Below are 22,002 nucleotides of genomic sequence, written 5' to 3' on the forward strand. Positions count from 1 at the left end.
TCGCTTTCCAGACGGCTTGACAAAGTGCGTCTATTTTCTGCTACAGTTGGACGTTGCGCTGGCTGCCTCCTGTCCATCTATCGATCCTTCTTCGGCCACTCTCTAGACGTGTGTGCTGCGGTGATCGCCGATTCCAGGGTGTCACCAGCGAACGGCCCATCAAGCCACGTACTGCACATCTAGGTTGTGAATAACGTCGTGTTGGAAGGACGCATCTTGGCAGTCAACCGCCAGTCCACCTCAACAATCCCCGGCGCGCCGCATCGCGCGTCGTTTGCAAAGATCAGCGAGCCGCTGGAGGTCCCGGGCCTCCTCGACCTCCAACTCGATTCGTTCGAATGGCTCGTCGGTTCGCCGGAGTGGCGCGCGAAGGCGATCGCCCGCGGCGACGAGAACCCGACCGGTGGCCTCGAGGACATCCTCCACGAGCTGTCCCCGATCGAGGACTTCTCCGGTTCGATGTCCCTGTCGTTCTCCGAGCCGCACTTCGACGAGGTCAAGGCCTCCGTCGAGGAGTGCAAGGACAAGGACATGACCTACGCGGCGCCGCTGTTCGTCACCGCGGAGTTCATCAACAACAACACCGGCGAGATCAAGTCGCAGACCGTCTTCATGGGCGACTTCCCGATCATGACCGAAAAGGGCAGCTTCATCATCAACGGCACCGAGCGTGTCGTGGTGAGCCAGCTGGTGCGCAGCCCCGGCGTGTACTTCGACGCCTCGATCGACAAGACCACCGAGAAGACCCTGCACACCGTCAAGGTGATCCCGGGTCGCGGTGCGTGGCTCGAGTTCGACGTCGACAAGCGCGACACCGTGGGTGTGCGTATCGACCGCAAGCGCCGTCAGCCGGTCACCGTGCTGCTCAAGGCGCTGGGCTTCACCGCCGAGGAGATCACCGAGCGGTTCGGGTTCTCCGAGATCATGATGTCGACGCTGGAGAAGGACAACACCGGCAGCCAGGACGAGGCGCTGCTGGAGGTCTACCGCAAGCTGCGCCCGGGTGAGCCGCCGACCAAGGAGTCCGCGGAGAACCTCCTGGAGAACCTGTTCTTCAAGGACAAGCGTTACGACCTCGCCCGCGTGGGCCGCTACAAGGTCAACAAGAAGCTGGGCCTGACGGGCAACCCGATGGTGGGCGAGTCCACGCTGACCCGCGAGGACATCATCGCGACCGTCGAGTACCTGGTGCGTCTGCACGAGGCCGACCCGCACACCACCACCTACATGACCGTCCCCGGTGGCGTCGAGGTGCCCGTCGAGGTCGACGACATCGACCACTTCGGCAACCGTCGCCTGCGTACCGTCGGCGAGCTGATCCAGAACCAGATCCGCGTGGGCCTCTCGCGTATGGAGCGTGTCGTGCGTGAGCGTATGACCACCCAGGACGTCGAGGCGATCACCCCGCAGACCCTGATCAACATCCGTCCCGTCGTGGCGGCGATCAAGGAGTTCTTCGGAACCAGCCAGCTGTCGCAGTTCATGGACCAGAACAACCCGCTGTCGGGTCTGACCCACAAGCGTCGTCTGTCGGCGCTGGGCCCGGGTGGTCTGAGCCGTGAGCGTGCCGGCCTCGAGGTGCGCGACGTGCACCCGTCGCACTATGGCCGCATGTGCCCGATCGAGACCCCTGAGGGTCCGAACATCGGTCTGATCGGTTCGCTCTCGGTGTACGCGCGGGTCAACCCGTTCGGATTCATCGAGACCCCGTACCGCAAGGTCGTCGACGGCGTCGTCTCCGATGACATCGAGTACATGACCGCCGACGAGGAGGACCGCTTCCTCATCGGTCAGGCGAACACCAACTTCGACGCCAGCGGCCGCATCACCGACGAGCGTGTCCTGGTGCGCAAGAAGGGCTCCGAGGTGGAGTTCGTCGGCGCGACCGATGTCGAGTACCTCGACGTCTCGCCGCGTCAGATGGTGTCCGTCGCGACCGCGATGATCCCGTTCCTCGAGCACGACGACGCCAACCGCGCCCTGATGGGTGCGAACATGCAGCGTCAGGCCGTGCCGCTGGTGCGCAACGAGTCGCCGCTGGTCGGTACCGGCATGGAGCTGCGTGCCGCCGTCGACGCCGGTGACGTCATCGTGTCGTCGAAGACCGGTGTGGTGGAAGAGGTCTCGGCCGACTACATCACCGTCATGTCCGACGACGGCACCCGCGACACCTACCGGATGCGCAAGTTCGCGCGCTCCAACCACGGCACCTGCGCCAACCAGCGTCCGATCGTGGACGAAGGTCAGCGCGTGGAGTCCGGCCAGGTCCTCGCCGACGGCCCCTGCACCGAGAACGGTGAGATGGCGCTCGGCAAGAACCTGCTCGTGGCGATCATGCCGTGGGAGGGCCACAACTACGAGGACGCGATCATCCTGAGCCAGCGGCTCGTGGAGGAGGACGTGCTCACCTCGATCCACATCGAGGAGCACGAGATCGACGCCCGCGACACCAAGCTCGGTGCCGAGGAGATCACGCGGGACATCCCGAACGTCTCCGACGAGGTCCTCGCCGATCTCGACGAGCGCGGCATCGTGCGCATCGGTGCCGAGGTCCGCGACGGCGACATCCTGGTCGGCAAGGTCACCCCGAAGGGCGAGACCGAGCTGACCCCGGAAGAGCGTCTGCTGCGTGCCATCTTCGGTGAGAAGGCCCGCGAGGTCCGCGACACCTCGCTGAAGGTGCCGCACGGCGAGACCGGCAAGGTCATCGGCGTGCGCGTGTTCAGCCGCGAGGACGACGACGACCTGGCTCCCGGCGTCAACGAGCTGGTCCGCGTGTACGTGGCCCAGAAGCGCAAGATCCAGGACGGCGACAAGCTCGCCGGTCGTCACGGCAACAAGGGCGTCATCGGCAAGATCCTCCCGCAGGAGGACATGCCGTTCCTGCCCGACGGCACCCCCGTCGACATCATCCTCAACACCCACGGTGTGCCGCGTCGTATGAACATCGGCCAGATCCTGGAGACCCACCTCGGGTGGGTGGCCAAGGCCGGCTGGAACATCAACGTCGCCGAGGGTGTGCCGGAGTGGGCGTCGCGTCTGCCCGAGGACATGTACTCGGCCGAGCCCGACACCAACACCGCCACCCCGGTGTTCGACGGCGCCCGCGAGGAGGAGCTGACCGGACTGCTGTCCTCGACGCTGCCGAACCGCGACGGCGAGGTCATGGTCAACGGCGACGGCAAGGCGACGCTGTTCGACGGTCGTTCCGGCGAGCCGTTCCCGTACCCGGTGTCGGTCGGCTACATGTACATCATCAAGCTGCACCACCTGGTCGACGACAAGATCCACGCCCGTTCGACCGGTCCGTACTCGATGATCACCCAGCAGCCGCTGGGCGGTAAGGCGCAGTTCGGTGGTCAGCGCTTCGGTGAGATGGAGTGTTGGGCCATGCAGGCCTACGGCGCCGCGTACACGCTGCAGGAACTGCTGACCATCAAGTCGGACGACGTGGTGGGCCGCGTCAAGGTCTACGAGGCGATCGTCAAGGGCGAGAACATCCCGGAGCCGGGTATCCCCGAGTCGTTCAAGGTGCTGCTGAAGGAGCTTCAGTCGCTGTGCCTGAACGTCGAGGTGCTCAGCTCCGACGGTGCCGCCATCGAGATGCACGACACCGACGACGAGGACCTGGAGCGCGCCGCTGCCAACCTCGGCATCAACCTGTCGCGCAACGAGTCGGCCACCGTCGACGATCTCGCCAACTGATCTGACCCTCACCCGGCCGGGTTTCGCCCCGGCCACTGACAACAGAGCTCTGGAAAGGTAACAAGTGCTCGACGTCAACTTTTTCGACGAACTGAAGATCGGCCTGGCCACGGCCGACGACATCCACAACTGGTCATACGGTGAGGTCAAGAAGCCGGAGACGATCAACTACCGCACGCTCAAGCCGGAGAAGGACGGCCTGTTCTGCGAGAAGATCTTCGGCCCGACCCGCGACTGGGAGTGCTACTGCGGCAAGTACAAGCGCGTCCGCTTCAAGGGCATCATCTGTGAGCGCTGCGGCGTCGAGGTGACCAAGGCCAAGGTGCGCCGTGAGCGCATGGGCCACATCGAGCTGGCCGCCCCGGTCACGCACATCTGGTACTTCAAGGGTGTGCCGAGCCGGCTGGGCTACCTGCTCGACCTGGCGCCGAAGGATCTCGAGAAGATCATCTACTTCGCCGCCTACGTGATCACCGCGGTCGACGACGAGCTCCGTCACAACGAGCTCTCGACGCTCGAGGCCGAGATGGAGGTCGAGAAGAAGGCCGTCGCCGATCAGCGCGACGTCGACCTCAACGAGCGTCAGCAGAAGCTCGAGCAGGATCTCGCCGAGCTGGAGGCCGAGGGCGCCAAGGCCGACGTGCGCCGCAAGGTGCGCGACGGTGCCGACCGCGAGATGCGTCGTATGCGCGACGCCGCCCAGCGTGAGCTCGACGGTCTCGAGGAGATCTGGGACAAGTTCGTCAAGCTCGCCCCGGGCGACCTCATCATCGACGAGAAGCTCTACCGTCAGCTCGAAGAGCGCTACGGCGAGTACTTCCAGGGTTCGATGGGTGCCGAGGCGATCAAGAAGCTCCTGGAGACCTTCGACATCGACGCCGAGGCCGAGTCGCTGCGCGAGACCATCCGCAGCGGCAAGGGCCAGAAGAAGCTGCGCGCGCTCAAGCGACTCAAGGTCGTCGCGGCGTTCCAGCAGTCGGGCAACTCGCCGCTGGGCATGGTTCTCGACGCCGTTCCGGTGATCCCGCCGGAGCTGCGTCCGATGGTGCAGCTCGACGGTGGCCGCTTCGCGACCTCCGACCTCAACGATCTGTACCGCCGCGTCATCAACCGCAACAACCGCCTCAAGCGACTGATCGATCTGGGTGCTCCCGAGATCATCGTCAACAACGAGAAGCGGATGCTGCAGGAGTCGGTCGACGCCCTGTTCGACAACGGTCGTCGTGGCCGTCCGGTCACCGGGCCGGGCAACCGCCCGCTGAAGTCGTTGAGCGATCTGCTCAAGGGCAAGCAGGGTCGTTTCCGTCAGAACCTGCTTGGCAAGCGCGTCGACTACTCGGGCCGTTCGGTCATCGTGGTCGGTCCGCAGCTGAAGCTGCACCAGTGCGGTCTGCCGAAGCTGATGGCTCTCGAGCTGTTCAAGCCATTCGTGATGAAGCGTCTGGTCGACCTGAACCAGGCGCAGAACATCAAGTCGGCCAAGCGCATGGTCGAGCGTCAGCGCCCCGCGGTGTGGGACGTCCTCGAAGAGGTCATCGCCGAGCACCCGGTGTTGCTGAACCGTGCACCGACGCTGCACCGCCTCGGCATCCAGGCCTTCGAGCCGCAGCTGGTGGAGGGCAAGGCCATTCAGCTCCACCCGCTGGTGTGTGAGGCCTTCAACGCCGACTTCGACGGTGACCAGATGGCCGTGCACCTCCCGCTGTCGGCGGAGGCGCAGGCCGAGGCGCGCATCCTGATGCTGTCGTCGAACAACATCCTGTCGCCGGCGTCGGGCCGTCCGCTCGCCATGCCGCGTCTGGACATGGTGACCGGTCTGTACTACCTGACCACCCTCAAGGAGGGTGCGGCAGGCGAGTACACCGCGGCCAACGGCGACGACGTCGAGCGCGGCGTGTACTCGACCCCGGCCGAGGCCATCATGGCCGTCGACCGCGGTGTGCTGACCGTGCAGTCGCGTATCAAGGTGCGCCTGACCGACCAGCGTCCGCCGGCCGACATCGAGGCCGAGCAGTTCCCCGACGGCTGGAAGTACGGCTCGCCGTGGGACATCGAGACGACGCTGGGTCGTGTGCTGTTCAACGAGCTGCTGCCGATCGAGTACCCGTTCGTCAACGAGCAGATGCCGAAGAAGCGTCAGGCCGTGATCATCAACGATCTCGCCGAGCGCTACCCGATGATCGTGGTCGCCCAGACCGTCGACAAGCTGAAGGACGTCGGCTTCTACTGGGCCACCCGTTCGGGCGTCACCGTGTCGATGGCCGACGTGCTCGTGCCGCCGCAGAAGGCAGAGATCCTCGACAAGTACGAGGAGCGGGCCGACGGTCTGGAGCGCAAGTTCCAGCGTGGTGCCCTCACCCCGGACGAGCGTCGTGACTCCCTCGTCGAGATCTGGAAGCAGGCGACCGAAGAGGTCGGCGCGGCCATGGAGGCGCACTACCCGGACGACAACCCGATCCCGATGATCGTCAAGTCGGGTGCGGCGGGCAACATGACCCAGATCCGCTCGCTGGCGGGCATGAAGGGTCTGGTGACCAACCCGAAGGGTGAGTTCATCCCGCGTCCGATCAAGTCCTCGTTCCGCGAGGGCCTGACCGTGGCCGAGTACTTCATCAACACGCACGGTGCCCGCAAGGGTCTGGCCGACACCGCGCTTCGTACCGCCGACTCGGGTTACCTGACCCGTCGTCTGGTGGACGTGTCGCAGGACGTCATCGTGCGCGAGACCGACTGTGGCACCGAGCGTGGCATCACCACGACCATCGCCGAGAAGCAGGCCGACGGCACGCTCATCCGTGACGCGCACGTCGAGACCTCGACCTACGCCCGCACGCTGGCGCAGGACGCGGTCGACGCCGACGGCAACGTCATCGTCGAGCGCGGTCATGACCTGGGCGACCCGGCCATCGAGGCCCTGCTCGCCGCCGGCATCACGCAGGTGAAGGTCCGTTCGGTCCTGACCTGCGGAACCGGCACCGGTGTGTGTGCGATGTGCTACGGCCGTTCGATGGCCACCGGCAAGCTCGTCGACATCGGCGAGGCCGTCGGTATCATCGCGGCCCAGTCGATCGGTGAGCCCGGTACCCAGCTGACGATGCGTACGTTCCACCAGGGTGGCGTCGGTGACGACATCACCGGTGGTCTGCCGCGTGTCCAGGAGCTCTTCGAGGCCCGCGTCCCCAAGGGCGTGGCGCCGATCGCGGAGGTCTCCGGCCGGGTGCGCCTCGAGGACGACGACCGCTTCTATAAGATCACCCTCATCCCGGACGATGGTTCGGAAGAGGTTGTCATCGACAAGATCTCGAAGCGTCAGCGTCTGCGCGTGTTCAAGCACGACGACGGTTCCGAGCGGCTCCTCGCCGACGGTGACCACGTCGAGGTCGGCCAGCAGCTCATGGAGGGCTCGGCCAACCCGCACGAGGTGCTTCGTGTCATGGGTCCCCGTCAGGTGCAGATCCACCTGGTCAACGAGGTCCAGGAGGTCTACCGCAGCCAGGGTGTGTCGATCCACGACAAGCACATCGAGACCATCGTGCGTCAGATGCTGCGTCGCGTGACGATCATCGATCACGGTTCGACCGAGTTCCTGCCCGGTTCGCTCGTCGAGCGTGCCGAGTTCGAGGCGGCCAACCGCCAGGTCGTGACCGAGGGTGGCGAGCCCGCAGCCGGACGTCCGGTCCTGATGGGCATCACCAAGGCCTCGCTGGCGACCGAGTCGTGGCTGTCGGCGGCGTCGTTCCAGGAGACCACGCGTGTCCTGACCGACGCGGCGATCAACAGCCGCAGCGACAAGCTGATCGGTCTGAAGGAGAACGTGATCATCGGTAAGTTGATCCCGGCCGGTACCGGTATCAACCGCTACCGCAACATCCAGGTTCAGCCGACCGAAGAGGCTCGTGCCGCGGCGTACGCGGTGCCGTCCTACGACGACACCTACTACAGCCCGGACGGCACCTTCGGTGCTCCGGCCGGCGCTGCGGTGCCGCTGGACGACTACGGGTTCTCCAACGACTACCGGTAGGCGCTAGGACAAGACGACGCGGCCCCCGCACTCATCGCGAGTGCGGGGGCCGCGTCGTTTCTAGGGAACGGGAAGAGTTGTGACGGTGCGGGTTTCGAGGAGCAGGTCGTAGTAACGGCCGCCGGGGTAGTAGGTCGGGGTCGCGGTGTCGGCCACCATGTCCGACGACCAGCCGGTGGCGAGTGCGCGGATGACCCGGCCGTTGCGGGGACGCGGCACCGCAAGCTCGGACAGTTCGCCGATCAGGTCGGTCGACTCGCCTTCGGCGTCGATGTGGATTCCGGTCACCAGGCGCGAGCCGAGAAACTCCTGCCGCGTTGTCTCCTGGAGGACGGACACGCCGTGCCCGAAGTTGTTGGATACCGACGGTTGCGAGGCGATCACGCGAATCGGCAGCCCGGCGGCACTGAGAGATGCTGCGGCGGTGGCGAAGTTGACCCCGAAGAACGAGTTGACGGGATCGAACAGCATGAGGCCGGCCAGGCGTCGGTAGGCGACGGGGTCGGCACGGCGGAGTGCGTCGGCCGCCACGACGACGAACTCGCCGCCGGCCGAGTGTCCGGAGAAGATCATCCGGTACGGCATCGTCACGTCGGGGCGGTGGGCGGAATCGCGGGCCTCACGAAGGCTTGTCGCGAGCGGACTGCCGAGGTCCCGGCCGGAACCGAAGACCCCGCCGATGGTCCGCGCGAACGCGGCGTTGTCGGCGATGTTGTACGCGACGGCGCACCCGCCGAGGTTGACCGAGTCCAGCGTCGGGCTCACGACGAGGAACCCGGCTTGCGCATATGCGCGGGCCACGGCGTCGAGGTTGGCCGCCGTGCGGGAGAAGCCGTGCTGCAACCACACGATCGCCGAGGGTTCACCGGGCGGGAAGTACCACCGGGCTGCGACCCGGACGGGCTTGCCCGCACATTCGGTGGCGATGTCGGACGACGACACGGCCGCCGGCGCTGCTGTCACTGCGGACGGTGCCACACCGACGAACACCACGATCGTGGCGACAACCGCGATGCACCACCGAAGCGTTCCTCCCGACATCCGGCAAGTCTAGGACCGGCCGGACGCCACGGTGCGCGGTTTCAGGGAGCGCGACCCCCTCCGGCCTCCGCTCCCTGTGGTGCAGAGGAGCGCAAGCGACCCCCCACCCCTCCCCAATCCGAAGAACCGCATAACCCATGCTCCCTGAGGTGCGAGGAGCGCAAGCCGCCGGGCCGAGCAAGCGACGAAGGAGCGCGTCGAGGTCGACGAGCCACGAAGGGCCTGGTGAGGCACCTTGCGAGCCCCTTCGTGGCTCGCTTCGCTCGCACCTCAGGGAGCATGAATGTCGGACGCCCGCGTCCGCTCCCTGCCTCGAAGGGTCACAGCCTGCGCTTGACCAACTTCCCGGTCGGCGTGCGCGGCAGAGTGTCTCGGAAAATGACCTCACGGGGCAGCTTGAACTTCGCGATCCGCGGTCGGAGGTGATCCAACAATGCGTCGGCGAGCTCGTCGCCCCCGTCCTGCCCCTCGACCGGTTGCACGACCGCCGTCACCCGCTCGCCGAGATCGGGGTCGGGTACGCCGATGACCGCGGCGTCGAGCACCGACGGGTGGGCGAGGAGCGCGTCCTCGATCTCCCGCGGGTAGATGTTGACCCCGCCGGAGATGATCAGGAACGAGTCGCGGTCGGTGAGGAACAGATGGCCCTCGTCGTCGACGTAACCGGCGTCGCCGGTGGTCGTCCATGTCGGATGCTCGGGATGCTGTGCGCCACGGGTCTTCTCGAGATCGTTGTGGTACTCGAACGGCAGCCGGTCGCGCTCGAAGTAGATCGTGCCGATGGTTCCCGGCGGCACCTCGGTACCTTCGGGATCGCAGACCCGGATGGTGCCGAGGACGGCGCGCCCCACCGTGCCCGGGTACTCCAGCCACTCCGGGGTGTCGACGATGGTGAGACCGTTGAGCTCGGTGGACGAGTAGTACTCGGACAGGATCGGACCCCACCAGTCGATCATGGCCCGTTTGACGTCGACGGGACACGGCGCGGCGGCGTGCACCGCGACCTTCAGGCTCGACGTGTCGTACCGGGCACGCGCCTCCTCGGGAAGTCGGAGCATGCGCACGAACATCGTCGGCACCCACTGGCTGTAGGTGACGCGGTGTTCCTCGATGAGGGCCAGTGCCCGTTCCGCGTCGAACCGCTCCATCACCACCACCGTGCCGCCGAGTGCCTGTACCGAGGCGCAGGTGCGAAGCGGCGCAGCGTGATACAGCGGTGCCGGCGACAGGTATACGGTGTCGGGGCCGACGCCCCACACGGACTGGTTCATCGCGATCATGGTGTCGCCGGGCTCGTCGACCTGCCGGTTCGGCAGTTCGGGTTTGATGCCCTTCGGTCGTCCGGTGGTGCCGGACGAGTAGAGCATGTCCGCGCCTCGCGGCTGGTCGGCGAGTGGTTCGGTCGACTGCGTCGCCGCGGCGGCGTCGAGGTCCTCGTGACCCTCGATCCGGCCGGAGTAGGCGAAGCGGGTCTCGACGCCGGGGGTGAGCGGGATCAGCTCGGCGCCGAGGTCGGCGAGAGCGGCGTCGACGATGAGGGCCTTCGCGCCGCAGTCGGTCACGATGTAGGCGCTCTCGGCGGCGGTGAGGTGCCAGTTCACCATGCTCAGGTAGAGGCCCGACCGCATTGCCGCCCAATAGATGTCGAAGATCCGCGCGGTGTTGGTGGCGAGCACCGCGAGGTGGTCGCCGGGCCGCAGGCCGCGGTCGGCCAGGGCCCGGGTGACCTGGACCGACCGGGTCTCCAACTGGGTGAAGGTGACCGTTTCACCAGAGTCGGCCATGATGACCGCGGGATCTTTGGGTCGGGTGGAGAGGTGGGCTCCGGGGTACATCAGAAAGCTCCTAGCGGGTCGAACCGGTCGATCAGTACAGGTAGTCCTCGCCGCTGGCACGCACGGTCACGTCGGAAAGGCTGATGCCCCACGGCTGGTCGATGACGTGGACGACGGCGTCGGCGAGATCCTCGGGCTTGATCAGCCAGTACTTGATCGAGTCGACGTCGGTGAGTTCGGCGGGCAGGTCGTCGTTCAGAAGGGCCGTGACGTGCTCGCCGTAGGAGGCGGCGCGCTGGCCGACGAGGCCCATGATCGCGGTGTCGTTGACGATCCAGCTGGCGAGGTTGGTGCCGGTGATGCCGGTCGGCTTGACGGTGGTGACCTTGATCTTGCCCTTGGCCTCGATGCGCAATGAGTCCGAGATGGTGGTGACCGCGGCCTTGGTCGCGCTGTACACGCCCGAACCCTCGATGCCGGCATTGCCGTAGATCGACGAGATGTTGACGACCTGGCCGCGACCCTGCGCGATCATCTGGTCGTAGACCGCGGAGATGCCGTTGACGACGCCCTTGATGTTGATGTCGATGGCGGCGTGCCACTTCTGCCAGGCGCGGGCGTGGTCGGCGAAGTAGGCGAGCGGCATGACGCCGGCGTTGTTGACGAGGACGTCGATGGCGCCGAAGTGCTCCACGGTGGCGTTCGCCGCCGCGGCGACCTGCTCCATGTCGGTGACGTCGGCGACTTGGGCGAGCGCCGAACCACCGGCCGCGCGGATGCCCTCGACGACGGCGTTGACGTTGTCGGCGTTGACGTCGACTCCGACGACGTGCGCGCCGGCGGCCGCGGTCTTCTCCGCGATCAGCTTGCCGAAGCCGCTTCCGGCGCCGGTGATGACGATGACCTTGTCCTTCAGGTACTCGGACATGGGGGTACTCCGTTTCTGTTCTGGGTGAGACGAATTGAGTGAGTTCAGACGATGTCGACGGCGTCGAGGACGCCTGCGACGCGCTGCCGGTCGCCGCTGACGGTGACCGCCGAGCGCCAGGCGCTGCGGGTGGTGCCCCAGCGCAGGAAGTCGGTGGCCGAGGAGGTGGCGACATCGGCCGGCAGGTCGGCGGTCTCGCGCACGGTGACGATCGCGCCCGCGGTGTCGCGGTCGATGACGAACGAGCGGTCCGTCGCGCCGGTGAGCCGCAGGCCGATCGGGCTCTCGAGTGTGGGATACAGTGCCGCACCGTTCATCTGGGGCAGGCCGGCGATCATCCAGTCGATGGCGGGATCGATGGCCGCGCTCACTGACACCTCGGCGGCGTCCAGCGGTCCGAACGGCTGCATCAGGTCGCTGGTGAGATGCACGAGGTGGTCGAAGGCGACGGCGTCGCTGAGCTGGCGCAGCCGGTAGGTGCCCAGGTCGAGCATGTCCAGCGGCTGGTCACGAAGGTCCTCGCCCTGCAACGCGGCCAGGGTCGCGAGGCCGGCCTCGGACTGCGCGCGGTAATACTCGACAGCCTGTTCCGACGACCAGTCGGCCCGCTCGCGTACCGCGGCGTCGTTGAGTCGCTCGGACTTTCCGCTCGGATTGTCGGGGAAGACCAGGTCGGGGTCGGCGATGAAGTTGAAGAAGAAGCCCATGTGGGTGACGACGTCGTGGACGCGCCATCCGTGGCAGGCGCTGTCGGCCGCCCAGTCGGCGGGCGTGAGCCGGTCGAGCAGGGCGAGGGTGTCGTTCACCAGTGCCTTGGCAGCAGTGACTCCGGCATCGGACATGGCCGATCGCCTCCTTGGAATGTGTTGTGTACGAGTGTGAATGAACGAGACGGGTGTCAGGCGGGCAGGAAGATCGACTTGAGGTTCTGGTAGGCGGCCAGGCCCTCGGGGCCGAGCTCGCGGCCGATGCCGCTGGCCTTGACGCCGCCGAAGGGCGAACCCCAGTCGAGGTTGAAGTAGTTGACGCCGAACGAGCCGGTCTCGACGCGACGGGCGACGTCGACGCCGCGGTCGGGATCGGAGGTCCACACCGTTCCGCCGAGCCCGTACGACGAATCGTTGGCCAGTGCGATGGCGTCGTCGACGTCGTCGTAGCGCAGCACGGTCAGGACCGGGCCGAAGACCTCTTCGCGGGCGATGGTGGCCGAGTTGTCGACGCCTCCGAAGACGGTCGGCTCGACGAAGAATCCGCGGTCGACACCCGACGGCGTGCCGCCGCCGGTGGTCACGGTGCCGCCCTCGGTGCGGCCGCGGTCGATGAGGGACAGCACCCGGTCGCGATGCCGGCCGCTGGCGAGCGGACCGACCGCGACGGTCTCGTCCATCGGGTCGCCGACGGGCAGCGACGCGCACATCGCGCTGATGGCGTCGAGGTACTCGTCATAACGGCTGCCGGGCACCAAAATTCGGGTGGACATGTAGCAGGTCTGGCCGGTGTTAAGTAGGGATGCGGTGGCGAGTCCGCCGACGGTCTGCTCGAGATCGGCGTCGTCGAGCACCAGCGCCGCGGACTTGCCGCCGAGTTCAAGGGTCACCGGACGGATGAGTTCGCCACAGACGCGGCCGATCTCGCGGCCGGCCGGGGTCGAGCCGGTGAACGCGACCTTGTCGATGTGCGGGTGCGACACCAGGTGTCGGCCGATCTCGCTGCCGCCGTTGACGATGTTGAGGACACCGGCGGGCAGGTCGGCGGCGATGGCCGCCTCGGGGAGGACGTACGCGTCGAGGCTCGTCTCGGGGGATGGCTTGAGAACCACGGTGCAGCCGGCGGCCAGCGCGGGCGCGATCTTGAACATCGAGAGGATCGCGGGGAAGTTCCACGGTGCGATCGCCCCGACGACGCCGATGGCCTCGCGGCGCACGATCGTCGAGCCGGGCAACGGCTGGCTGGTACGCGTCTCCTCCACCGGGGTGGACTCGACGAGGTCGGCGTAATAGCGCAGCAGTTGGACCGGGGCGGCGCCCTCGGCGAACCGCGCCAGCGCGATCGGCATGCCGTTCTCGGACGTCACCGCCGACGCGCGATCCTCGGCGCGCTTGTCGAGCTCGTCGGCGAACCGGCGCAGGTGTGCGGCACGGTCGGCAGGGGACAGGTCGCGCCAGCCCGACGACCGGAACGCGGTGCGGGCGGCCTCGACGGCCGCGTCGACGTCGGCGGTGGTGGCCTCGGGTACCGAGCCGAACTGCTCCTCGGTGAGCGGGGAGATGACCGGGATCGTCGCCGAACCGGCCGGCGCGCGCCAGCCGCCGTCGATGAAGAAACTCTTGCGGATGGTGTCGATGGTGGTCATGGGTACTCCTCGCTGAGTGTGTCGGCCGTCGAGCGGTCGGCGGCGTGTGTCCATGATCACTCCCACCCAGGTCGGATTTCTTGACATCTCATGACGACTTCTTGACAGTTGATGCCATGGCCGACCTGATCTGCGCATCCTCGCTCAGTCAGTTACCCGAGCTGATTGCCGAACACGATGGAGATGCCCGCGCGATCCTCGGCCGCGTCGGCATCGACCCGGCCGTCGTCGGCGCGTACGACCGGTTCGTCCCGTTCACCGCTCTGTCGACGGTCATCGGTTTGTGCGCGGCCGAGTTCGACGTCCCCGACTTCGGGCTGCGCCTCGCCGCCCGGCAGGACCCCGACATCCTCGGCCCGGTCGCGATCGCGGCCCGCAACGCCGAGACCGTCGGCGACTCGTTTCGACAGGTCTCGGCCTTCGCGCACGTGTACAGCCCGGCCATCACCGCCCAGATGCACTACGGCGAGCGGGAGGTCGCCTACGAGTTCGATACCGTGCTGCAGCGTGTGCCGTACCGGCCGCACGTCGTCGAACTCGCGATGGGCGTCACCCGGTCGACGTTCGCGATGACGCTGGGCCACGGCTTCCGCGCGAACCGGATCACCTTGGCGCACCCGGCGATGTCCGAGCCGCGCGTCTACACCGACTATTTCGGTTGCCCGGTCGAGTTCGAGGCGCCGGCCAACCTGGTGGTCTTCCCGCGCGGGGTGATGCAGCAGACGTTGCGGCGGGTCGACCCCCTGGCCTACGACGTGGCCATCCGATTCATGACCGGACACGATCGCGAGAGGGCCTTCGGCGAGGCGGTCTCGGCGCTGATCGTGCGCGCCCTGCCGGCGGGGGCGGCCACGCTGGAGGCGGTGTCGAAGCTGCTGATGATGCACCCGCGTGCGGTGCAGCGGGGTCTGGCCGACGAGGGCGCGACGTTCGAGCAACTCGTCGACGACGCGCGCCGCGACCTCGCCGTCTCACTGCTGTCGAATCGGGGTGTCCCGCTGGCGGCGGTGGCGCGGCAGATCGGATACTCCGAGCAGAGCACGCTGACCCGCAGTTGCCGACGCTGGTTCGGCGTGCCGCCGCTGGCGAAGCGCCGCGAGCTGACTGCCCCGGGCCAGGACTTGTCCCGAGATCTCTAGGAGTCGTCGCTGTCCGGGGTGTCGTCGCTGTCCGGGATGTCGTCGCCATCCGAGAAGTCGTCGTCAGCCGAAGCGTCGTCCAGGAGGCCTTCGGGGTCTTCGATGCGGACGTCGTAGTCGTCGCCGAGGCGCCGGGCCACCTCACCGATGAGGCGCCGCGCGGCGTCGTCCAGTACCCGCACGTGGGTCAGGTCGAGGACGACGGCCTCGGTGCCGAACCCCTCGCACGCACGGCTGGCGAGGATTTCCGCACCCGCGAAGCGCACGTCGCCCTGCAGCTCGACGACTGTCGTGCCGTCGTGTTCGGTCACCGATCGCAGCGCGGGCCGACCGGTGGGGGCCACGTGCATCATGTGCAGTTCCATGTCGCGCGACAGCCGTTCGAAAACGGCGACGCCGCGCACGCTGTTGCCCTGTCGGTCGAGCCGCGGCGACCACACCGCGAGCCCGACCTGGCCGGGCAGTACGCCCAGGATCGCGCCGCTGACACCGCTTTTCGCGGGGATTCCGACCGTCGCCATCCAGCTGCCGCTGCCGTCGTACATGCCGCACGTAGCCATGACCGACAGGACGTGCCGGGTGATCCAGCCTTCCAGGAGGCGCTCGTCGTCGCCGGTCGACAGTCCGCCGTTGGCGAGTACCGACCCCATGACGGCGAGGTCGCGGCAGGAGACCCGGATCGAACACTGGGCTGCGTACCCGTCGACGACCTCGTCGGGTTCGCAGTCGAGTTTGCCCGCCGAGCGCAGCAGGTAGGCCAGCGCGGTGTTGTGGTCGTCGGAGGCGAGTTCAGCGCGGTGGACCTCCTTGTCGACCGAGACCTCGCGACCGGCGAGAGTGCTGACGAGGTCGATGACGCGGTCGACGCGTTCGTTGGGATCCGCGCCGTTGATCATCCCGTGCACGGCGACGGCGCCCGCGTTGATCAGCGCGTTGCGCGGCCGACCGGTCTCGGCCTCGAGCGAGATCTCGTTGAAGGCGTCGCCGGACGGTTCGGTGTCGACGCGTTCGAGTACGGCGTCGAGCCCGCGGTCGCGCAGGGCGAGCGCGTAGGCCGGTACCTTGCCGATGGACTGGATGGAGAACTCGTGATCGGCGTCGCCGGCGGTGTACACGGTGCCGTCGATGGTGGCCAGGGCGATACCGAACGACGACGGATCCGCCTGCTCGAGTTCACGATTGCCGCTCGCGACCTCACCGCCGTCGTCGTCGCGGCATTCGGAGAGTACGCGTTCGAGGTAGTCGTCGATGGGGGAGCGCATATCCCACGGTAGCCACCTGGGCTCAGTTCTGGCGGTACGGCATGTACTGCACCGACCAGTGGTTGCCGTCCGGATCGTCGAAGTACACGAAGTGGCCCCACGCCTGCTCGTCGACCTCGCCGGGGTCGACGCCCGCCGCGAGCAACTGTTCGCGGGCCTCGTTGATGTCGGTGACGACGACCTGCAGACCCTTCACCGATCCCGGTTCCGCGTCGCTCAGTCCCTTGCCGAAGGCGATGGAACACGCCGACCCGGGCGGGGTCATCTGGACAAACCGGATCTCGTCGGACACGACGTGATCGTGGTCGACGTTGAATCCGATCTTGGAGTAGAAGTCTCGCGCCCGGTCGACGTCGCTGACCGGCAGGATGACGAGTTCGAGTGTCCAGTTCACGGTTCCTCCTGGGGTTGTGGTGTAACACCAGCTTCTCAGGGCATGCGGACAGTTACGGTCCTTATTCGGAGACGTTCGCCCGCATCCGAAAGAACCTCAGAACCGCTGCTGTGTGGGGTGCAAGCGATGCCCTCCATCTGCTCCCTAATCCGAAAGAACGCCCTGCCCCCTGCTCCCTGAGCTGAGGAGCGCCCGGAGCTGGCGGAGGGCCGTCACGAAGGGTCGCCCCGTCGGCGGATGCGGTGCCGGTCGGGGCGTGTCAGCGCGCGGATCTCCTCGAGGACCTCCTCCCAGTCGTACAGCACGTCGTCGTAGGTGAGGCGCATCGTCATCCAGCGGTCGAGCATGGTCATCCGGTCCCGCCGACGGTCGTTGCGGAATGCGGCTCGGTCGGAGTGGTACGACTCGCCGTCGCACTCGATGAGCAACGAACCCGTGCGGAGATCAGCGTGTTCGCGGTCGCCGATCGACGGTTGCACCTCCACGTCGAATCCCGCGGCGATGAGCCGGAGCCGGACGAGCGACTCGGTGCCGGATTGCGAACGGGCATCACATCGGTCGAACATCGCCGAGACCGCACGGGTTACACGACCCATCTCGGCCTGGAGGTCCGGGATGGTCAAGTCGGTGGCGTTGAGGACCGAGTCGACCACCGCTATCCACTCCTCGGCCGGAAGGCACCGTGCGGCGCAGCCGACCGCCACGGCGATCGGGTCGACGGCCGTCGTCACGGGGAGCGGGCGGCCGAAGCCCTGGCACCACCGGAACGGGCCGCTGGGCTTCGTCGCGGACTTCGCGTGTTTGCTGAGACGAACGTGGGTCTCGTTGTGGCCCGGCGGTATCCAAAGATCCGGCAGGCCGCGCCGCTGATGGAACCGCAGCGCGCTGATGCAGGACAGCGCACCTCCGGCCGTCACCGCGGACACGACGTGGGGGTCCGCCGCGGACGTCCGCACCCAGCCGTATCGGAGCGACGTCAGGGTCTCGGCCTTGCGCGCCTGCGCAATGGCATCGGGCGCCCAGCCCATCGCGGTCAGTTCTCTCAGCGAGTACACGCCACAATCCGAAGTCACACCTGCTTTGACGCACGGAACCGGTCGGTGGTTTCGTCAGATCGGGCCGGGTGTGGAAAGTGTTGTCCCCGTGAGTGTCGTGGGAGGGCAATGTGCCCTTCGAGGTCGCTCATGGGGACGAGACTTTGACTCACCCCGCCAAGAACCGGACCGTGGTGCGGATCTGGGTGGCTCCGGGGTGGTCACAGGCGGTAGTCGTGCCGGCTTTGGGCGTGGCCAGGCGCGACGGGCCGGTTCCTAGGCTTCGTCGGGCCGGGTGTGGAAAGTGTCGTCCCCGTGAGTGTCGTGGGAGGGCAATGTGCCCTTCGAGGTCGCTCATGGGGACGAGACTTCGGCTCACCCCGCCGAGAACCGGACGGCGGCGCGGACCTGGGCTGCGATCGCCCGCCCGGCGCCGAGCGGCCACCGGTGCATGACGTAGTCGGCGGCCGCGTCGACGGAGAGTTGGCGGGTGGAGTTTCCCGCGCGCACCCAGAACTCGGGCGGGGCGCTCTTCCCGGCCCGCAGGTAGACCGGTCGCGGGGACGGTGAGCACGTCACCCGGCAGACCGGGACGTCCCCCGATCCGTCGGGCCGCGCGACCGATTCGACGGTGATGCCGACGGCCGCCGCGGTGTTCTGGCCGAGGGTCGTGGTCAGCAGATCGCGCAGCCACAGTTCGAAACGGTCGGCGTCGGGCACCTTCAGCGTCGCGAAGTCGGGTTCGAGACCGAGCGGGGTGCCGTCGTCGGCGACACCGATCAGCAGGGTGCCGCCGTCGGAATTGAGAAACGCCGACACCGCCTTGACGATCACTTGCTCCATCCGCGGGTCTTTCTCGCCGCTGCGCAGGTTGACCCGGGCGGTCGACTTGAACTCGAGCCGATCGGATTCGCCGTCGGAGAGCAGTTGCGCGACAGGGGCATTGGATTGCCGTTGCAGCCGCGCCGCGAGCAGGCCGTAGGCGCCGACCACCACGACCGAACTGATCAGCCCCAACACGATCGTCGTCACGCTCCACACCCGGAGGTGTTTGTCGACGAGGCCGGCGATGTAGAGGCCGAGCGCGGTGCCGAGGATCGACAGCACCATCGCCGTCGTCGCGTCGAGGCGGGCGCGTCGGCGCAGCAACCACCTGGCGACGACGCCGAACACCCACGCGACCACCAGCACCAGTACCAGCGCGGTCGCCGTCGCCCAGACCGGTACCGCGAACTCGATTCCGCCGATCGTTCCCACACAGCTTTATAGCCCGGAGCCTCGCTCAGCGCGGCTCCGGGCTGTGGAAACGTCAGACGTCAGACGGCGTCGCCGCCGTCGATGCTGCCGAAGTCGCCGACCTCGACGTTGCCTTCGTCGTCGACGGCGGTGTCGAAGGTGCCGTCGCCGTCGGTGTCGGCGACGGCGATGTCGGTGAGGCCGTCGGCGTCGGTGTCGGCTTCGATGATGTCGATCTCGCCGTCGGCATTGGTGTCGTAGGCGATGGAGTCGGCCTGGCCGTCGCCGTCGGTGTCGAGGATGGCGTCGGTGGTGCCGTCACCGTCTACATCGGTGAGTGCGGCGTCGACGGCTCCGTCGCCGTCGGTGTCGACGAGTACGGCGTCGGCGGGGATCTCGGTGCTCATGGTGGGTCCTCTCGGGTTTCGGCGCGGTGGTGCCGGCGGGTTGTGAAGTGGTTCTGGTTACTTGGAGGTGAGTCTGCCCCGGTTTGTTCCCCACGGCCTCGAAGTCGCGTCGGGATCATTCGCGGGGAGTACCCCCGTCAGCGCAGATCGGCCAGCAACTCCGACAGGAGGGACCGCGCGCGGGAGATGCGACTGCGCACGGTCTGCAGGCCGATGCCCTGGGCCTCGGCGATCTCGGAGTAGCTGAGCTCGCCGTAGACGCGCAGCACGAAGGTCGCCCGATAGGCGTCGGGAACCTGCGCCAACGCTTCGGCGATCCGGTCGGACACGACGACCTGCGCCGCGACGTCCAGATGGCTCATCGGGTCGTGGTCGGCGATGTCGTCGGCGTCGGTGCGTTTGCGGATCCGGGCGAGCGCGGCGTTGGACCCGATGCGGTACAGCCAGGTCGACAGTTGCGCGTCACCACGGAAGTTGCCGATGGCCCGCCACGCGGCGACGAGCGCGTCCTGCATGGCGTCCTCGGCGTCGTGCTGATTGCCGGTGATGCGTAAACAGATGGCCCACAGCCGGTCTCGATGTTGTTCGACGAGCGTGGTGAAGGCCGCCTGATCGCCGGCGCGGGCGCGTTCGAGGAGGTCCGCGCCAGAAATGGATTCGTCGATCAACGACTGCACCCGCTCATCGTAGGGCCGTGCCCCGACCATGGCAGCACATCGCGACTTTCGGTGCCGCGCACCTCAGAAGTCGTCATCGAACGTCCCGTCTTCCACGGGATCGACGACGGGATCCCCGTCGTCGCCGAAGACGTCGTCAGAGCTTTCCCCGGAGTCGTCCCCGAAGTCACCACCGATCGGATCGTCATCCCCGAAACCGGATTCCGCAGACACCTCGCCGTCGAACTCCTCGTCCGCCGGATCCGGCCCGGGTGCGGCGGTCAGGTCGGTGTCGAGTTCGTACGACGGGTCGAACGCGGTTCCGACGGCGGTCTCCCACGCGCCCTCGGGCACGCTCAGCTCGCCGGGCGGGTCGGTGTCGCGCAGCCAGTCGTCGAAGCCGCTCTCCCCGGAGCCGCTGTCATCGTCAAGGTCGTCGGTCATGGTCGTTCGCCTCCGCAGGTATCTCTGTCATCCGGTCGACTGCCGGGCGCCGAGGAGTGATGGACAATTCTCGGCACGTACCTAGGAGTGTCGCCGAGCCCGGAATGTTCCCGCCGGATCGGAAGAAGTCTCGGGAGGTCAGATCTCGTGGAACAGCGCATGACCGTGCGTGGTCGCGTGGAGCAGTTGCTCGACGAGGTGGGCCTGCTGGCGCCGGACCCGGCGACGATTCCCGCCCTGCGGGCCCGACTCGCCGAACCGCTGACCGTCGCGCTCGTCGGACGCGTCAGCTCCGGCAAGTCGACGCTGCTCAACGCCCTCGTCGGGGACCGCGTCGCCCCGACCGACCGCGCCGAATGCACCCGCGTCGCCGCCCTCTACACCGAGGGCAACCCGCAGCGGGTCGAGGTCATCGGACTCGACGGCACGGTCACCGAACTCCCCGGACCCATGCGCGGCGACCTCGGCCGGCCACCGGAGGACATCGACCACGCGATCGTCCACACCCCGTCCCGGTTGCTGCGCGAGCGCTTCCGCGTCATCGACACCCCCGGCCTCTCGGGTTTCACCGACACCGCCGAGATCGCGACCCGGCGGGTGTTCGGTGGCCAGAGCAGGCTGGCCCGGCCGGACGTCGTACTCTTCCTGCTCGACGACGCCGCGGGACCGAAGGCCGACGAGGTCGCCTTCCTCGCCGACGCCGGTGCGTCGGCGCAGAACACCATCCTGGTGATCTCCCAGGCCGACCTCATCGCCGCCGACAACCCGATGCTCAAGGCGCAGGAGATCGCTCGCCGGGTCTGGCGACGCTTCCCGGCGATCGCGGGTGCCGTGGTCGCGGTGTCCGGGCTGATGGCCGAGGCGGGCGTCTGCGGGGTCACCGAACGTGAGACCGCCCAGATCTCGCGCCGCGGACAGCTCGAGTCCTGGGAGCTGTTGACCATCCTCGACGGCGGGATGCCCGCGCCGCCGGGGATCGACGTCGACGAACTGGGCCGGCTCGAGCAACTCGTGGGCACCTATGCGRTGGACGCCGGGGGTGAGATCGCGCGGCAAGGTGCACGCGCGTACAGCGAATGGCTGCACCGGGTTTCGGGTATCGACGAGTTGCGGCTGGCCATCGGCCGACGATTCCTGGCCGTCGGCGACATCCTCAAGGCGCGCACGGTGCTGGCCGCGCTGCGCGAGTCGGCCTACCGCAGTCCGCGACGCGACGTCTTCCTGGAGGCGATCGACGAGGCCGAGACGTCCCCGGCGCTGCACCGGCTGCGCGAGATCGCCGCGCTCGAGGCCCTCGCCCGGTGGCAGCCCGACAGTGAACTCGTCGGCGAGCTCAACGTCGTCGTCGCGAGTCGCGATGTGCGCGTGCTGTTGTCGTTGCCGCCGAATGCCGCACCACCGGCGATCGCGGACGCCGCGCGGCAGCGGGCCACCGACTGCCGGTCGCGGCGGGCCTTCGCGGCGACGTCGGCCGAACGGGAGGCGTTGCTGGTGCTCGAGCAGACCTATCAGCTGGTCAGGCGCGGACTCTGGGTCAACTGACGTCATGGTCGACGAGGAGCGCAGGGTGAACGAGGAGAGCAGACAATGACTTCCAGCGAACCCGC

General features: G+C 67.5%; 16 protein-coding genes. 4 read left to right on the forward strand and 12 right to left on the reverse strand.

What is annotated here, in order from left to right:
- Nucleotides 1-198: 198 nt before the first annotated feature.
- On the forward strand, nt 199-3,705 hold the full coding sequence (locus A9310_RS02840) for a DNA-directed RNA polymerase subunit beta (protein WP_159370216.1): 3,507 nt from the start codon (nt 199-201) through the stop codon (nt 3,703-3,705).
- Between the two features lie 64 nt (nt 3,706-3,769).
- A complete protein-coding gene (locus A9310_RS02845; protein WP_065629271.1) occupies nt 3,770-7,726 on the forward strand; it encodes a DNA-directed RNA polymerase subunit beta' in 3,957 nt (1,318 codons plus the stop codon).
- Nucleotides 7,727-7,786: 60 nt separating this feature from the next.
- On the opposite strand, the gene A9310_RS02850 is transcribed toward A9310_RS02845, so the two are convergent.
- The 5 genes from A9310_RS02850 to A9310_RS02870 all read right to left on the reverse strand — a co-directional run bounded on the left by A9310_RS02850 (nt 7,787) and on the right by A9310_RS02870 (nt 13,823).
- A complete protein-coding gene (locus A9310_RS02850; RefSeq protein ID WP_065629272.1) occupies nt 7,787-8,767 on the reverse strand; it encodes an alpha/beta hydrolase in 981 nt (326 codons plus the stop codon).
- Nucleotides 8,768-9,087: 320 nt separating this feature from the next.
- On the reverse strand, nt 9,088-10,602 hold the full coding sequence (locus tag A9310_RS02855; RefSeq protein ID WP_065629273.1) for an acyl-CoA synthetase: 1,515 nt from the start codon (nt 10,600-10,602) through the stop codon (nt 9,088-9,090).
- Nucleotides 10,603-10,633: 31 nt separating this feature from the next.
- Nucleotides 10,634-11,470, reverse strand: coding sequence for an SDR family oxidoreductase (locus A9310_RS02860; RefSeq protein WP_065629274.1), 837 nt, complete (start codon nt 11,468-11,470; stop codon nt 10,634-10,636).
- A 44-nt stretch (nt 11,471-11,514) separates the two neighbouring features.
- On the reverse strand, nt 11,515-12,312 hold the full coding sequence (locus tag A9310_RS02865) for a maleylpyruvate isomerase N-terminal domain-containing protein (RefSeq protein ID WP_065629275.1): 798 nt from the start codon (nt 12,310-12,312) through the stop codon (nt 11,515-11,517).
- A 56-nt stretch (nt 12,313-12,368) separates the two neighbouring features.
- Nucleotides 12,369-13,823: an aldehyde dehydrogenase gene (locus A9310_RS02870; protein ID WP_065629276.1), complete on the reverse strand. Its 1,455-nt coding sequence runs from the start codon at nt 13,821-13,823 to the stop codon at nt 12,369-12,371.
- 116 nt (nt 13,824-13,939) lie between these two features.
- Here A9310_RS02870 and A9310_RS02875 point away from each other — a divergent pair, with 116 nt between their 5' ends.
- A complete protein-coding gene (locus tag A9310_RS02875) occupies nt 13,940-14,962 on the forward strand; it encodes an AraC family transcriptional regulator (RefSeq protein ID WP_065629277.1) in 1,023 nt (340 codons plus the stop codon).
- Here the strand turns inward: A9310_RS02875 and glsA are convergent.
- The 7 genes from glsA to A9310_RS02910 all read right to left on the reverse strand — a co-directional run bounded on the left by glsA (nt 14,959) and on the right by A9310_RS02910 (nt 20,395).
- A complete protein-coding gene (gene glsA, locus A9310_RS02880) occupies nt 14,959-16,224 on the reverse strand; it encodes a glutaminase A (protein WP_065629278.1) in 1,266 nt (421 codons plus the stop codon). The two genes, A9310_RS02875 and glsA, sit on opposite strands and share 4 nt — an antisense overlap.
- Before the next feature lie 22 nt (nt 16,225-16,246).
- The gene (locus A9310_RS02885; RefSeq protein ID WP_065629279.1) at nt 16,247-16,618 is read right to left on the reverse strand and encodes a glyoxalase superfamily protein; all 372 of its coding nucleotides are present in this window, start codon (nt 16,616-16,618) and stop codon (nt 16,247-16,249) included.
- 212 nt (nt 16,619-16,830) lie between these two features.
- Nucleotides 16,831-17,691, reverse strand: a complete 861-nt coding sequence (locus A9310_RS02890; protein WP_058253898.1) for an endonuclease domain-containing protein — start codon at nt 17,689-17,691, stop codon at nt 16,831-16,833.
- 336 nt (nt 17,692-18,027) lie between these two features.
- Nucleotides 18,028-18,909 (reverse strand): helix-turn-helix domain-containing protein, encoded by an 882-nt coding sequence (locus A9310_RS02895; RefSeq protein WP_065629280.1) that lies wholly within the window; start codon nt 18,907-18,909, stop codon nt 18,028-18,030.
- 59 nt (nt 18,910-18,968) lie between these two features.
- Nucleotides 18,969-19,295, reverse strand: a complete 327-nt coding sequence (locus A9310_RS02900; RefSeq protein WP_058251199.1) for a hypothetical protein — start codon at nt 19,293-19,295, stop codon at nt 18,969-18,971.
- 137 nt (nt 19,296-19,432) lie between these two features.
- Entirely contained in the window at nt 19,433-19,972 is a 540-nt protein-coding gene (locus A9310_RS02905) for an RNA polymerase sigma factor (RefSeq protein WP_065629323.1), read from the reverse strand.
- A gap of 63 nt (nt 19,973-20,035) precedes the next feature.
- Nucleotides 20,036-20,395, reverse strand: coding sequence for a hypothetical protein (locus A9310_RS02910; RefSeq protein ID WP_065629281.1), 360 nt, complete (start codon nt 20,393-20,395; stop codon nt 20,036-20,038).
- A gap of 159 nt (nt 20,396-20,554) precedes the next feature.
- Here A9310_RS02910 and A9310_RS02915 point away from each other — a divergent pair, with 159 nt between their 5' ends.
- Nucleotides 20,555-21,937 carry a dynamin family protein gene (locus A9310_RS02915; protein ID WP_254661152.1) on the forward strand — a complete coding sequence of 461 codons (1,383 nt, stop codon included), beginning with the start codon at nt 20,555-20,557 and terminating at the stop codon, nt 21,935-21,937.
- Nucleotides 21,938-22,002 lie beyond the last annotated feature (65 nt).

Source organism: Gordonia sp. UCD-TK1, assembly GCF_001691435.1.
GTDB lineage: Bacteria > Actinomycetota > Actinomycetes > Mycobacteriales > Mycobacteriaceae > Gordonia > Gordonia hongkongensis.

Bases quoted from the DNA above. Each gene is read 5' to 3' on its own strand.
- A9310_RS02870 (WP_065629276.1), bottom strand. From the start codon at position 13,823: ATGACCACCATCGACACCATCCGCAAGAGTTTCTTCATCGACGGCGGC.
- A9310_RS02910 (WP_065629281.1), bottom strand. From the start codon at position 20,395: ATGACCGACGACCTTGACGATGACAGCGGCTCCGGGGAGAGCGGCTTC.
- glsA (WP_065629278.1), bottom strand. From the start codon at position 16,224: ATGCGCTCCCCCATCGACGACTACCTCGAACGCGTACTCTCCGAATGC.
- A9310_RS02855 (WP_065629273.1), bottom strand. From the start codon at position 10,602: ATGTACCCCGGAGCCCACCTCTCCACCCGACCCAAAGATCCCGCGGTC.
- A9310_RS02850 (WP_065629272.1), bottom strand. From the start codon at position 8,767: ATGTCGGGAGGAACGCTTCGGTGGTGCATCGCGGTTGTCGCCACGATC.
- A9310_RS02875 (WP_065629277.1), top strand. From the start codon at position 13,940: ATGGCCGACCTGATCTGCGCATCCTCGCTCAGTCAGTTACCCGAGCTG.
- A9310_RS02860 (WP_065629274.1), bottom strand. From the start codon at position 11,470: ATGTCCGAGTACCTGAAGGACAAGGTCATCGTCATCACCGGCGCCGGA.
- A9310_RS02900 (WP_058251199.1), bottom strand. From the start codon at position 19,295: ATGAGCACCGAGATCCCCGCCGACGCCGTACTCGTCGACACCGACGGC.
- A9310_RS02865 (WP_065629275.1), bottom strand. From the start codon at position 12,312: ATGTCCGATGCCGGAGTCACTGCTGCCAAGGCACTGGTGAACGACACC.